We start from the raw sequence: 12,943 nt of genomic DNA, 5'->3' as shown, positions 1-12,943 counted from the left end.
AGTGGCCGACGCAAATGCGTCAGTCCAACGTCCTAAGCGCGCCGCATCAGCTTGAGCGAGGCTGCCAGACGCAAGCTCCGCTTGCCGGCGAGCGCGATGCCTTCGAGTTCGCCGCTGTCCTCGTTGCATGTCCCGGAGAAGCCGATCCCGACCTCGAAGCCGCCGAACACGGGGTTCTCACCCTTCGCCGGCGTGTGCTCCTGGTTCAGCATCTCGCCCTTCCAGCGGCCGTCCGCGGAGGAGTAGGAGCCGAGGTAATAGAAGAACGCATCGCCGCCGAGGATGCGGCCGTCGATCAGCAGCATCACGCCGGAGAGCCCGGCATCGACGCCGTCGAGCGCGCGCAGGCTCATCCCGTAGAGCCCGTTGGCGATGCCGCCCTGCCCGATCGTGCCGCGCGGCGGCAGCGCGCCGTCGTCGAGCCGGGTGAGATTGGCCCAGAAATGCGCGCCCGGCATGGTGTCGGCGCCGCCCTGCAGGCGGATCTGGTCGCCGTGAAGCCGGCCACGCGCACCGATCCTGGCGACGTCCGCGCCCATCAACGGCTTGTAGTTGGGATCGAAATTATGCCGCTCGGTGATCACCTCGGCGACGATCTCGCCGCCCTGCTCAGCATAGGTGCCGAGATGGGCGAATCCCGAATTGCCGCCCAGCATCTTGCCGTCATGCAGGCACATGATGCTGCGCCCGAACGCGTCGTTGACGCCGTATTCAACCTTGTAGAGTCCGTCCAGCAACGCAATGAGCCCACAAAACCGGAAAAGAACCGCGCGGGCTACCTAGCATTGCCGCCGCATCCCGGCCACCCGGCTTTTGCGCGCAGGCGCATTGCGGGTCTCAGCGGCCATGAGGATCTGACGTCCCCCTTCGGGCCGGGTCAACCCACAATTTCGCTTAATCAGCATTCAACGATTTCAAAGACTTGGCTACTGTGCATGGGGTTGTTTTTCGACTTTTTCGTCCGGCTCGCGGAAAAGGCCCATCCCGCGTCAATGACGCTTGAAGTACTGCACCTCGCGCTCGTGCTTCTCGGCGGCTGCACGGCTCTTGAACGTACCGAGGTTGCGACGCTTGCCGGTCTTCGGATTCACCTTGCGTGAATAGAGGCGGTATTCGCCCGATGCCAGTTTGCGGATCATGATCGCGGCTCCGTTTTGTCCGGACGTCAACGACGTACGCGCGAGCCGGGTTCCGTCCGGTCCCGGCTCTGCTCAGAAGCACAGCGTGGTGACGAGCTTGCCCTGCTTGTCCTTGATCGCATAGGGACAGCGAATGCGCTCCAGCGCCTTCTTCGCGTCCTCGTCGCCGAGCGCCGCGGCGCGCTCGTAATAGGCCTTCGCGGCCTCCTTGTCCTTGGGCCCGCCGCGGCCTTCCTGCGCGAAGGCACCCATCCGCTCCAATGCGCCGGGATGGTTTTGTGCCGCCGCCTTCTCGAACAGCGCACGCGCCGCGACGTCGTCCTTCGCACCGCCCGTGCCTTCGGAGAGCATCAGGCCGAGCTGGTACTGCGCTTCCGCGTTGGTCTCGGCAGCCTTGCCGAGCAGCGCGCGCGCCTGCGCGGGATCGGCCGGCGCGGCGCCACCTGCGCCGCCGAGCGCGGCGAGATTGCTGACGCCACGGGGGTTGCCGGCCTGCGCCGCCTTCTCGAACAGCTTTCGCGCTTGCGCCTCGTCCTTGGCAATGCCCGCGCCGGTGGCATAGGCCACGCCGAGTTCGACCATGGCCGCGCTCGATCCCTTGTCGGCGGCCTTACGCCAGGCTGCGATCGCCTCCGCCGTCTGCCGGTTGGCGGCATAGGCGCGGCCGAGCGCGAACATTGCGCGCCGCGAGGATGGCGCGGCCTGCTTGCAGAACCTGACCGCAGTTGCAATGTCGGAAGCCGCAATGTCCGCCACGCCCTTCACGTCGGCCGGCTTGTCGGGATCGCTGGGATCGGCGGCGACCCGGTCGCACAGAACGAGGTCGGCCGATTGCGCCTGCGCCGTCACGGGCACGGCGAGCGCGAACAGTATGGCAAGGAGGAAAGTCCGCATGGTCGACACGTTGCGTCCCCGTCCCGGCAAATTCAAGGCTCGAGTCCTGATTGGCGCAGCACGGGCACGACATCGGGCGATGCCAGATAGCGCAGCAGCCGGTCGGCGGCGTCGGCATGTTTCGCATTCGCCATGCGGCCGGCGGAGAACACGGCCGGCGTCTGCAAATCGTGCGGGATCGGGCCGGCGACCTCGATGCCGCCAACCTGCTTCAGCTCGCTGATCTGCTGCACGGCGAGGTCCGCCTCGCGGGTCATGAGCCGCTCCGCCGTAAATCCCTGCTCGACGATGGTGGCCCTGGCGTTGATCTCGGCCGCGATCCCCATCCGCTCGATCAGCTCGGCGAAGTAGACGCCGCTGGCCCCCAGCCGCGAATAGGCGACGGACCGCGCTGCGAGCAGGGTCGTGCGCAGCGCCGCTTCGCTGCCGATGTCGGGGTGCGCCTGCCCGACCCGCACGGCGATGCCGACGAAGGACCGCGCCAGATCGGCCGCGCTCTCGGCGATCACGCGCCCCTCGCCGATCATCTCGTCGAGCCCTTCGCGGGTGAGGATGACGAGGTCGGCGGCCTCACCCTCGCGCAAGCGCTTCAGCAGTGCCAGGGTCGGCGCGAAATCGGCGTCGACATGGATGCCGGTTGCAGCCTCGAAGGCGGAGGACAGGCTGCGCATCGCGCCCATCAGGCCGAGCGTCGAGAGCATGCGGACATTTTCCATGAGCAGTTCCTGGTCCGGTCAGGCGCGATGCATCAGCTTGAGCGCGGCAGTCAGGCGCAGGCTGCGCTTGCCGGCAAGCGCGGCCGCCTCCAGCACCGCCTCTTCCGCGTCGTAGCGGCCGGAGAAGCCGATGCCGACCTCGTGGCCGCCGAAGATCGGATCGTCCTTGGCCGGCGTGTGCTCCTGGTTGAGGATCTGGCCCTTCCAGCGGCCGTTCGCGGCGGTGTAGCTGCCCAGATAGTAGAACGAGGCATCGCCGCCGAGGATGCGGCCGCGGTTGAGCAGCATCACGCCGGTGAGGCCGCCGTCGAGACCGTCAAGCATGCGCAGATGGATGGAATAGAGACCGTCGGCGATGCCGGCTTCGCCGACGCCACCGGCGATCGGCACCTCGTTGTCCGTGATCGGCGTCATCACCGACTGGAAGGGAATGCCCGGCAGCTCCTTCAGCTCGCCCTTGAAGCGATAGAGGTCGCCGTCCGCCCAGCCCTTGGCGAGCAAGGTGGCGTCGTCGGTGCCGGCCATGGCTCGGTAGTTCGGATCGGGATTATGGCGGACGGTGCTGATCACGACGTCCACGCCCTCGTCGGTCTTCACATAGGTGCCGATATGGGCGAAGGCCGAATTGCCGCCGAGCATCTTGCCATTGCCGGCATGCATTACGCTGCGGCCGACGGCGTCGCCGAGCTGAAACTTCACCTTGTAGAAGCCTTCAAACACCAGCCGTGTCCCCGGCCCTTGCGCGCATCCCAAGACATTCTATCGCGCTTTCGGCAGCAATGGCGAAGTTTCGCGCGGCCGAGCGGCAGGTACGAGGACGGCCGTCATCCAAACGCAGAAATCCGCCGGAGCCTTGCAGCTCCGGCGGATTGAACGCCAACCCGGGCCAGCCCCCAACCCGGGCCGGGAGGATCCTAGGCCGCGGCCTTCTTGTCGGTCGGCACGGAGGCGATCGTCTTCAGGATCTGCGAAGCGATCTGGTATGGGTCGCCCTGCGAGTTCGGACGGCGGTCTTCCAGATAGCCCTTATAGCCGTTGTTGACGAAGGAGTGCGGAACGCGGATCGATGCGCCGCGGTCGGCAACGCCGTAGCTGAACTTGTTCCACGGCGCGGTCTCGTGCTTGCCGGTCAGACGCTTGTCGTTGTCCGGGCCGTAGACGGCGATGTGGTCCATCAGGTTCTTGTCGAAGGCGGCCATCAGCGCCTCGAAATACTCCTTGCCACCCACGGTGCGCATGTACTCGGTCGAGAAGTTGGCATGCATGCCCGAGCCGTTCCAGTCGGTGTCGCCGAGCGGCTTGCAGTGGAATTCGATGTCGATGCCGTACTTCTCGGTCAGGCGCAGCATCAGGTAGCGGGCCATCCACATTTCGTCAGCGGCCTTCTTGGAGCCTTTGCCGAAGATCTGGAATTCCCACTGGCCCTTGGCGACTTCCGCATTGATGCCTTCATGGTTGATGCCGGCAGCCAGGCAGAGGTCGAGATGCTCTTCGACGATCTTGCGGGCGACGTCGCCGACGAACTTGTAGCCGACGCCGGTGTAGTACGGGCCCTGCGGCGCCGGATAGCCGTATTCGGGGAAGCCGAGCGGACGGCCGTCCTTGTAGAAGAAATATTCCTGCTCGAAGCCGAACCAGGCGCCGGGGTCGTCGAGAATGGTGGCGCGCTTGTTGGACGGATGCGGGGTCTTGCCGTCGGGCATCATGACTTCGCACATCACGAGGACGCCGTTGGTGCGCGCCCCGTCCGGGAAGACGGCGACCGGCTTCAGCACGCAATCGGAGCTGTGGCCTTCGGCCTGCTGGGTGGAAGAACCATCGAAGCCCCAGAGCGGAAGCTGCTCGAGCGTCGGGAACGACGCGAATTCCTTGATCTGGGTTTTGCCGCGCAAATTCGGAGTCGGCGTATATCCGTCGAGCCAGATGTACTTCGAGCTTGTACTTGGTCATTGAGCCTCTCTGTAGATGATGCGAAAGGTTTGGGGCCCGGAGGCCCCTGAACGTTTTGTACCCGGCCATCATCGGCCGGCCCTCTACAAGCATTTTGCGTGCCAAAAAGCCGCAGATGCGGGCCGTTTTCCGTCGCGGCCGAGGTCTCCCCACTGCGAGCTGACCGCCCCGGCGATATGCGTCATAGCCGCGCACCTTCCCGTGAAGCTGCGACGCAAAAACCTGCGCAGATCGCCCGTTTCTGCAGCAGGCGGTGTATCCCCGGAAGTTGCCGATGAAACGCGCATCAACCGCCGGCAATTTTTGCAAAGTCTTCCGCCCCTTTGCCGCAACCTTTGGAATGGCCTCCGCGTTGGCCCCGGGCACGCTGCCTTCGGGGATGCAGACCTCTCGCTGCCTACAAATTGGGCGGCAACTGATTTCCTTTTCAGCACTTTCCAATCCGGGGGACGCGGCCGATATGGGAATCCCGGTAACCACAATCGAACGAGTCGGGCGCACCATGGAGGCCGATGCGCTTCGACCGAGGAGAATCGCAATGATGAACAATGGTCTGAGTCACGGATCGGCAACGATCTACCAATTCCCGGTCGGGGGCCGCGCAGCTCTCGCCGGACGCCGCTATGGCGAGACCCGCCTCCCCGCCGATCATGCCTCGCATCCCGCGAATGTCTCGATCTGCAGCGACAGCTGGTATCACCAGGACGCGGTCGACGACGCCAAGCCGAAATGGGATCGCTGATGCCTGTGCTCGGTTTGAAACCGCCGCGCTCGCGCAAGCGCCTGGCGGCAGTTGAAGAAAAAGGGTCGAAACAGCGATGTTTCGGCCCTTTTTGATTCCTGGGTGAAGCCGCGCCGTTGCACCATGCACAGGCCGTGGCCGGCGACCTCAGAGGCTTGACCGTGGACGCGCCGGACTTACCCGCAAGAGAAGGGCCTTGTGCCGGCTCATGATCGCCCGCTGTAATGGATTCTCGAGGACGCTCCTCGCGCGCCCGATGGAACCATGACCGAAGCCGATCCCATGCAAGACTCCTGTTTGAGAGACCCCCCTGCCCGTCACCTGGCCCTGCAAGGCGCCAGCAATTTTCGCGATCTCGGCGGTTATCCGACCGCCGATGGCCGCACCACGCGCTGGCGCCACATCTTCCGCTCCAACCATCTCGGCCAGCTCACCGCCGCCGATGTCGAGATCGTCCGCGCGCTGGGCGTGCGAAGCGCCTTCGATTTCCGCGGGCTGGAGGAGCGCACAGCCGGCGTCTGCGTGGTGAAAGAGATCAATGTGCATTCGCTGCCGATCGAGCCGAGTGTCGTGGCTGCGCTGCGCGCCGAGATCGCGAAGGGGACGCTGACCGCGCCGGTGGCACTCGAGCTGATGCGCGAGTCCTATCGCAACTACGTCCGCCACCATACGCACAGCTTTCGCGCTCTGTTCGGCCATCTGCTGGAAGACTGCGCACCACTGGTGATTCACTGCACCGCCGGCAAGGACCGCACCGGCTTTGCCAGCGCGCTGATCCTGCATGCGCTCGGCGTGCCCGATGAAATCATCGCCGAGGATTATCTCTTGACCAACCGTCACTACAAACGCGATGCGACGGCCGCCATTGACCTGCCCGAGGACGTCCGCAACGCCATCGGCAGCGTCGAGGCCTCGTATCTCGCTGCGGCCTTCGAGGCCGTCGGCGAAGAATACGGTGATCTCGAAGCCTATTTGCGCGATGGACTCAAGCTCGGTGCGGCCGAACGGACCGCACTGCAGGAGCGTTATCTCGAATCCTAGGGCGGCCGCGGCGGGAGAGCGATGATGCAAGACAAGGCTTTGATCGTGACGGGCGCACGCGGCGCACTCGGCAAGGTGGTCGCCGAGATCGCGCAGTCGCGCGGGGCGCGCATAGCCTGCATCGATCACGCGCCGTCGCAGAATCCCGCAAGTACCGTCCGCATCGAGATCGGCGGCATCGACCTGTCGGACGCGGCCCAGGCGAAGACGGCAGTCGATGCGGCGGCCAAGCATTTCGGCCGGCTCGATGCGCTGATCAACATCGCCGGCGGCTTTGCGTTCGAAACCATCGGTGACGGCGACATCCAGACCTGGCAGCGCATGCACGCGCTGAATGTGCTGACCGCGCTCAACGCCTCGCGCGCGGCACTGCCGCATCTCGCCGCATCCAGCGCCGGCCGCATCGTCAACATCGGCGCCCTTGGCGCGCTCCAGGCAGGCGCTGGCATGGGGCCCTATGCGGCATCGAAAGCGGGCGTGCATCGGCTCACCGAGGCGCTCGCCAACGAGTGGAAGGGCAAGGTCACGGTCAACGCAGTGCTGCCGTCGATCATCGACACCGCGGCCAATCGCGCCGACATGCCGAAGGCGGACTTTTCCAAATGGGTGACGCCGCAGGAACTCGCCGAGGTCATCCTGTTCCTCGTCAGCGAGGCCGCGAGCGGCGTCACCGGCGCGCTGATCCCGGTGGCCGGGCGGATCTAGGCGCGCGCCCTCCGATCACATCATCCTGCGCGACGGCTTTGATTCAATCGGACCACAGAAGATCTAGACTGCCGCAAGTGATTCTCCGATCGAACATCGCCACCGGAACCTTCCTTTGGAAACCGCGCTTTACCTGCCCGTCAAACGCTTCCTCGAAGAGCTCGGCTTCACCGTGAAGGGCGAGATCGGCGGTTGCGACCTCGTGGGCCTTAGCGCCGGCGATCCGCCGGTCGTGGTGATCGGCGAGCTCAAGCTCGCCTTTAATCTCGAGCTGATCCTCCAGGCGGTCGACCGCGCGCCGGCCGGCGACGAGGTCTGGATCGCGGCGAAGATGTCGGCCCGAGGCAAGGGGCGCGAGAGCGATGCGCGCTATCGCAATCTCTGCCGCCGCCTCGGCTTCGGCATGCTCGGTGTCACCGATCGCGGCCAGGTCGAGGTGCTGGTGAAGCCGCCGACGGCAGCGCCGCGCCGCGAGCCGAAGGTGCGCTCGCGCCTCGTCACCGAGCATCAGCGCCGCCAGGGCGATCCTGTGCTCGGCGGCAGCACCCGCGCACCGATCATGACGGCGTATCGGCAGCAGGCGCTGGCCTGCGCCTCCGCGCTCGCCGACGGACCGCGGCGCGTGCGCGAATTGCGCGTGCGCTGTCCTGATGCCGGCAAGATCTTGCTTAACAATGTGTATGGCTGGTTCGAACGGGCTGACCGGGGAATCTACGGGCTCACCGAGGCCGGTCACGCCGCCCTGAAACGCTGGCCACAGCAGCGGGTTGAGGTCGATTCCGCTGTTGCGGCGCTGCCATGACACCCGACCGGTGCATAGCTGAGATGCCACACCAATTTCATATTGCAATGCAACATTGGCGGCACTAGGTATCCCGGCATCGAAACGAGGCCGTTATGAGCGCAGACTGGACTACCAAATATGGCACGCGGCGCGTCCGCCATGATCCGCCCACCCTGGACGAGGCGATCTTCGCCGCCATCGGCATCACCGACGATCAGGGGCAGCAGGCTGAGATCGCCGCAGCCCTGATGGGGATGCCGCTCGACGTCGTGCAGGCCGAGGTGAAGAAGCAGGCGCGCACCAACAGCCGCATCACGGCGACGCGCGTGATCGCCGGCGAACAGGGTGCACAGCGCTCCGTCGTGGTCGAACGCCGCGTCGTCCGCCGTTTCGGCAACGACAAGCGCACCGGTACCTGAGGCGTTCGTTTTACGACGCGCGAAATACGAAGCGGACCGGCCATGCCGGTCCGCTTTTTGATTCAGCCTGCGATTTGAAGTCAGGCCGCGCGATTGTCGTACATGCTGGAGATGATCTTCCAGCAGGTCGAGTTGAGGCTGAGAAGAGCGCGTCCGGCCGCGAAGGGCGAAACCGCGAGATCGGCAAGCTCCGCCTCGGGCGTCTTGGCAAGATCGATCGTGCCAGTCGATTCGCCCTGGCGGAAGGCCAGGTGCGCCCCGAACTTTCTGGCGAGCGCCCGCATCGCGTGATTTTCGGCGCCGGTCGTGATGCGCAGCTGCTTGTAGCCCTTCCAGCGCGCTTCCGCGATCAGGCGGCGGAACAACGCGGTGCCGACACCCTGGCGCCGCGCCGAAGCTTCGACGCTGAAGGCAACTTCAGGCAAGGCCTCAGCCTCCGGCGGATGCAGCTCGGCCGCACCGCGGACCACACCGTCGACGATATAGGCAACGATCACGGTGCCGTCCTCGGCGCAGCGGGCGGCGTAACGCTCGATGAAGCTGTCGTCGAGATAGCCATTGAAACGGTCGTGCCGGCTTGCGGCATCGAGCCTCAGCAAATGATCCCGCAGGAGCGGCAATTCTTCCTGCTGGATCAGGGTCCGTACATAGCCCGGAGCAGTGCGGACGGTCTCTTCAAGTACCACGTCAAAACTCCTCTTGGTGACCCTCGAGGAGGCGTTCGAATCCCTAGGCCCCCTATATTGTGCATCGCAACATCTTTTGCAAGTCAGGGACCTGCCCAAGTTAAAGGCACCGGAGACGACTAATTCGTTAATGAAATCAAAGTCCCGTAGTCTTACAGGACTAGCTGGGTCTGGGTCACCACGGCCACCAGCTTGCCGTCCTCTGTCTCCAGCCGGGTGGTCCAGACCTGGGTCCGCCGGCCGCGATGGACCGGGGTGGCAGTGGCAATGATCGTGGTTCCCTCCTTGGCCCCACCAATGAAATTGGTCTTGCTCTCCAGCGTGGTCGTGCCCTTGGCGTCGTCAGGCAGATTGATCACAGTCGCCGCCGCGCCAACGGAATCGGCCAGCGCCATCAACGCCCCGCCATGGATGGTGTGGTGCAGCGTGCAGAGATCGGGGCGGACCGTCATCCGCGCCACCACGCGGTCCTTCCCGGCCTCGATGAACTCGACGCCCTTGAGCTCGGCGAACGGCATCTTCATCGCTTTGAGTTTCTCGAGGCGGCGTCATCAGGTCTTCTCCCAATTCGTTGTTGTCTCAGGGTGAATTGCTTCACGCGGCAAAGCAATGACGTCCGAGGTAATGGCCGCGCTGACATGGGCGCCCAGCGTCAACACACGCTCGTGTTCGCGGACGTGCCGCAACGCGCAGCGTCGCTGCGCTGAGTCCGGCGCACAGCTGACTCACGTCACCGCGTTCACGACCTGATATTCCGGCCGCCGCCACAACTCCCCTGCGATCACCTCCTCGATGATCTCGGCGGCACGGATGATCTCGCACTCACCAATATACAGCGGCGTGATCCCGAACCGCATGATATCAGGCGCGCGAAAATCGCCGATGACACCGCGGGCGATCAGCGCCTGCATGGCGGCGTAACCGCCGCCGAAGGCGAAGGAGACCTGCGAGCCGCGGTGATCATGCGCGCGCGGTGTCACCAGCTTCAGGGACGGACAGCGGCGCTCGACCTCGGCGATCAGCAAGTCGCCGAGCGCCAGCGAGCGTGCACGGACTTCAGCGATATCGACGCGGTCCCAGATATCGAGCGAGGCTTCCAGCGCCGCCATCGCCAGCACCGGTGGCGTGCCGACGCGCATGCGCTCGACGCCGCCGGCGGCCGCATAGGCAAGCTCGAACGCAAACGGCTTGGCGTGCCCCATCCACCCCGACAGCGCGGCGCGCGCGGTGTCGGCGTGGCGCGGCGCAACGTAGAGGAAAGGCCGGCGCGCCCGGCCCGGCGTTGAGATATTTGTAGGTGCACCCTGCGGCGAAATCGGCGCCGGTCCCGGCGAGATCGACCGGCAGCGCGCCGGCGGAATGCGCGAGATCCCAGACCGTGACGATGCCGAGCGCATGCGCCTTCGCGGTCAGATCCGCCATGTCGTGGCGGCGGCCGGTGCGATAGTCGACCTCGGTGATATAGAGCACCGCGATCTCCTCCGACAACGACGCCGCGACGTCCTCCGGCGCCACCAGACGCAATTGGTGGCCCCGGCCGAGCGTCGCGATCAGGCCCTCGGCCATGTAGAGGTCGGTCGGGAAATTGCCGGTATCCGACAGGACGATCTTGCGCGACCGATTCATGTCCAGCGCAGCGGCGAGCGCCTGGTAGACCTTGAGCGACAGCGTGTCGCCGACCATCACCGAGCCGGCTTCCGCACCGATCAGCCGGGCGATGCGATCGCCGAGCTGGCGCGGCTGGACGTACCAGCCCGCGGTATTCCAGGCGCGGATCAGCTCATTGCCCCACTCCGTCGTGATGACGCGGTTGACCCGTTCGGCAACGCCCGACGGCAGCGCACCGAGCGAATTGCCGTCGAGATAGATCACGCCGTCAGGCAGACGGAACAGAGCTTTGGTCTCGTCATAGACGCGATATCTGGTCATAGACATGTCTTTGGGCATTTCTACAGGATGGTGCGGACGCGCCAGAGCTCGGGGAACAGCTCCACCTCCAGCATGCGTTTGAGATAACTGACCCCCCGGTGCCGCCGGTGCCGCGCTTGAAGCCGATGACGCGCTCGACCGTGGTGACGTGGTTGAAGCGCCAGCGGCGGAAATAATCCTCGAAGTCGACCAGTTTTTCGGCGAGTTCGTAGAGCATCAATGCGTCTCCGGCGCCTCGTAGACGACGCGCCAGGCCTGCAGCACGCCTTCGTTGAAGCTGTGGGTCTCGCGCACATCGCGCGCCAATACCGCGGCGGGCATCTTCAGCCCGTTGCGGTCGGCGAGCCTGAGCACCTCGTCATAGAGACTTGGGGTCGCAAGCTCGGCTTCCAGCAGCTTGGTCGTCTCCGGATCGTGCGCGTGCGGCTTGAGCATGGCGTGGTTGCGGTTGCCGAGCAGGAATTCGATCAGCCGGTATTGGCGCGACTGGAAGCCCGACGATTGTCCAAGCTGCGAGCGGAAGCGCGTATACTCGCTCGGCGTCATCGTGCGCAGCACGTCCCAGGCGTTGTTGAGCTGCTCGAAGATGCGCGACATCCGCGCCAGCATCTTCATGGCAGGCGACACATCGTCCCTGGCAATGGCCCGGCGTGCGGCACTGAGCTCGTGGATGGCGAGGCGCATCCACAGCTCCGTGGTCTGATGCTGAATGATGAACAGCATCTCGTCATGTGCTTCCGACAGCGGATGTTGCGCACCGAGGATCGCGTCCAGCGCGAGATAGTCGCCGTAGGACATGCGACGGGCAAAATCGGTCTCGGCGCCTTCGCTGGTGGGATCATAATCGCTGGACGTCATGGGCAGGCCCTTTCGATCGATCTTCCCCGGCCATGCTCAGTCGAGGCCGATCAGGCGCGCGGTGATCGGCGAGGCCGGATCCTTCAGTCCGTCGATCACAGTAAAATGGTTCAGCCCGGGATCGACGACGAGACTGGTCGGCACGTCGAAACCGGTCCAGATATTGGCCATCAGATCGGACTGGCGGATGAATTCGGGCCGCTCGCCGCCACCGACCCAGGCGGTCACGGGCGAATGCCCGCGCGGCAGATGCAGCGCCGCGCTTTCGAGCGCCGCCTCCTCCATGGTCATGCGCAGCGTGTCATTCATTTTGGTCTTCAGCAGTGGCCGCAGGTCGTGCAGACCGCTGATCGAGAGCGTACCGCTGATGCGGTCATAGACGGCGGGCTCCAGCCGGCTGTCGTCGCATAGCATGCGTGTGACGAGGTGGCCGCCGGCGGAATGGCCGGCCAGCCGGATCGGTCCTGCGACGAGCGCCGCCGCTTTCGCGATCGCGGCGGTGATCTCGGCAGTGATGTCGGAGATGCGTGCGGCCGGGGTCAGCGTGTAGCTCGGCAGTGCCACGGTCCAGCCGTGACGGCGCGCGCCTTCGGCGAGATCGGTCCACGCCGACTTGTCGAAGCGCATCCAGTAGCCGCCGTGCACGAAGACGACGAGGCCCTTGCTGTCGGCGTCGGGCAGGACCAGGTCGAGCTTCTGGCGCTCACCGGCGCCATAGGCGATATCAGCGCGAAAATTCTTCAGCCCGGCCCGGTAGGCCGCCGCCCGCTCCGCCCACAGCCCGGGCATCTTGTCCGAGCCGGGGATATGGGCCGAATTGGCGTAAGCATCATCCCAATCGCGCATTGTCACTCCTCGGACTCGGGGCTCTGCGATCAGGCGTCAGTCTGCCACCGGTCAAAGCCGCATCCTAGTGCTTATTTTAAGCTTAAAGGATTTTGGAGGGCCCGTGTTTCGGGCAACGCTCGCTCCAGCCGGGATATTGTAGGGTGGGCAAAGCGCAGCGTGGCCACGACTTTGGTCATGTTCGAGACAACTCGTGGGCACGGCGCTAACGCGCCTTTGCCCACCCTACGACCG

13 protein-coding genes and 3 pseudogenes are annotated in these 12,943 nt (G+C 65.0%); 5 read left to right on the top strand and 11 right to left on the bottom strand.

The features are described from left to right. Positions 1–32: 32 nt before the first annotated feature. From ACETMP_RS04865 to ACETMP_RS04840, 6 genes and pseudogenes are all read right to left on the bottom strand, one after another. A complete protein-coding gene (locus tag ACETMP_RS04865) occupies positions 33–737 on the bottom strand; it encodes a GrlR family regulatory protein (RefSeq protein ID WP_375160084.1) in 705 nt (234 codons plus the stop codon). A 252-nt stretch (positions 738–989) separates the two neighbouring features. Then, positions 990–1,139, bottom strand: a complete 150-nt coding sequence (locus ACETMP_RS04860) for a hypothetical protein (RefSeq protein ID WP_007609497.1) — start codon at positions 1,137–1,139, stop codon at positions 990–992. Between the two features lie 72 nt (positions 1,140–1,211). Continuing rightward, the gene (locus ACETMP_RS04855) at positions 1,212–2,033 is read right to left on the bottom strand and encodes a tetratricopeptide repeat protein (RefSeq protein WP_375160083.1); all 822 of its coding nucleotides are present in this window, start codon (positions 2,031–2,033) and stop codon (positions 1,212–1,214) included. 32 nt (positions 2,034–2,065) lie between these two features. Further along, entirely contained in the window at positions 2,066–2,749 is a 684-nt protein-coding gene (locus ACETMP_RS04850) for a substrate-binding domain-containing protein (protein ID WP_375160082.1), read from the bottom strand. Between the two features lie 18 nt (positions 2,750–2,767). After that, positions 2,768–3,469: a GrlR family regulatory protein gene (locus ACETMP_RS04845; protein ID WP_375160081.1), complete on the bottom strand. Its 702-nt coding sequence runs from the start codon at positions 3,467–3,469 to the stop codon at positions 2,768–2,770. A gap of 194 nt (positions 3,470–3,663) precedes the next feature. Then, positions 3,664–4,699: pseudogene (locus ACETMP_RS04840) on the bottom strand (glutamine synthetase beta-grasp domain-containing protein). Between the two features lie 538 nt (positions 4,700–5,237). On the opposite strand from ACETMP_RS04840, the gene ACETMP_RS04835 reads away from it, so the two are divergent. The 5 genes from ACETMP_RS04835 (at position 5,238) to ACETMP_RS04815 (ending at position 8,390) form a co-directional block, all read left to right on the top strand. Next, complete coding sequence (locus ACETMP_RS04835) at positions 5,238–5,441, top strand: DUF2735 domain-containing protein (RefSeq protein ID WP_028136764.1); 204 nt, start codon at positions 5,238–5,240, stop codon at positions 5,439–5,441. 297 nt (positions 5,442–5,738) lie between these two features. Beyond that, a complete protein-coding gene (locus ACETMP_RS04830; RefSeq protein ID WP_375160080.1) occupies positions 5,739–6,482 on the top strand; it encodes a tyrosine-protein phosphatase in 744 nt (247 codons plus the stop codon). A gap of 24 nt (positions 6,483–6,506) precedes the next feature. Further along, complete coding sequence (locus ACETMP_RS04825; RefSeq protein WP_375160079.1) at positions 6,507–7,187, top strand: SDR family oxidoreductase; 681 nt, start codon at positions 6,507–6,509, stop codon at positions 7,185–7,187. A 115-nt stretch (positions 7,188–7,302) separates the two neighbouring features. After that, a complete protein-coding gene (locus ACETMP_RS04820) occupies positions 7,303–7,989 on the top strand; it encodes a DUF2161 domain-containing phosphodiesterase (RefSeq protein WP_375160078.1) in 687 nt (228 codons plus the stop codon). A gap of 95 nt (positions 7,990–8,084) precedes the next feature. Then, positions 8,085–8,390 carry a hypothetical protein gene (locus tag ACETMP_RS04815; protein ID WP_375160077.1) on the top strand — a complete coding sequence of 102 codons (306 nt, stop codon included), beginning with the start codon at positions 8,085–8,087 and terminating at the stop codon, positions 8,388–8,390. Positions 8,391–8,470: 80 nt separating this feature from the next. On the opposite strand, the gene ACETMP_RS04810 is transcribed toward ACETMP_RS04815, so the two are convergent. The 5 genes and pseudogenes from ACETMP_RS04810 to ACETMP_RS04790 form a co-directional block, all read right to left on the bottom strand. Beyond that, positions 8,471–9,076 (bottom strand): GNAT family N-acetyltransferase, encoded by a 606-nt coding sequence (locus ACETMP_RS04810; protein ID WP_375160076.1) that lies wholly within the window; start codon positions 9,074–9,076, stop codon positions 8,471–8,473. 152 nt (positions 9,077–9,228) lie between these two features. Then, on the bottom strand, positions 9,229–9,600 hold the full coding sequence (locus ACETMP_RS04805) for a PaaI family thioesterase (RefSeq protein ID WP_375160075.1): 372 nt from the start codon (positions 9,598–9,600) through the stop codon (positions 9,229–9,231). Positions 9,601–9,801: 201 nt separating this feature from the next. Beyond that, positions 9,802–11,005: pseudogene (gene kynU, locus ACETMP_RS04800) on the bottom strand (kynureninase). 20 nt (positions 11,006–11,025) lie between these two features. After that, positions 11,026–11,863 (bottom strand): annotated as a pseudogene (gene kynA / locus ACETMP_RS04795) (tryptophan 2,3-dioxygenase). 36 nt (positions 11,864–11,899) lie between these two features. Beyond that, complete coding sequence (locus tag ACETMP_RS04790) at positions 11,900–12,709, bottom strand: alpha/beta hydrolase (protein ID WP_375160074.1); 810 nt, start codon at positions 12,707–12,709, stop codon at positions 11,900–11,902. Positions 12,710–12,943: the final 234 nt, after the last annotated feature.

The organism is Bradyrhizobium dasycarpum (assembly GCF_042019905.1).
Lineage (GTDB): Bacteria > Pseudomonadota > Alphaproteobacteria > Rhizobiales > Xanthobacteraceae > Bradyrhizobium > Bradyrhizobium japonicum_B.
This window is presented reverse-complemented; position numbering and strand designations above follow the sequence as displayed.

Coding starts and splice junctions, on each gene's coding strand:
- ACETMP_RS04860 (WP_007609497.1), bottom strand. CDS start 1,139: ATGATCCGCAAACTGGCATCGGGCGAATACCGCCTCTATTCACGCAAG.
- ACETMP_RS04855 (WP_375160083.1), bottom strand. CDS start 2,033: ATGCGGACTTTCCTCCTTGCCATACTGTTCGCGCTCGCCGTGCCCGTG.
- ACETMP_RS04850 (WP_375160082.1), bottom strand. CDS start 2,749: ATGGAAAATGTCCGCATGCTCTCGACGCTCGGCCTGATGGGCGCGATG.
- ACETMP_RS04835 (WP_028136764.1), top strand. CDS start 5,238: ATGATGAACAATGGTCTGAGTCACGGATCGGCAACGATCTACCAATTC.
- ACETMP_RS04825 (WP_375160079.1), top strand. CDS start 6,507: ATGCAAGACAAGGCTTTGATCGTGACGGGCGCACGCGGCGCACTCGGC.
- ACETMP_RS04815 (WP_375160077.1), top strand. CDS start 8,085: ATGAGCGCAGACTGGACTACCAAATATGGCACGCGGCGCGTCCGCCAT.
- ACETMP_RS04805 (WP_375160075.1), bottom strand. CDS start 9,600: ATGAAGATGCCGTTCGCCGAGCTCAAGGGCGTCGAGTTCATCGAGGCC.
- ACETMP_RS04790 (WP_375160074.1), bottom strand. CDS start 12,709: ATGCGCGATTGGGATGATGCTTACGCCAATTCGGCCCATATCCCCGGC.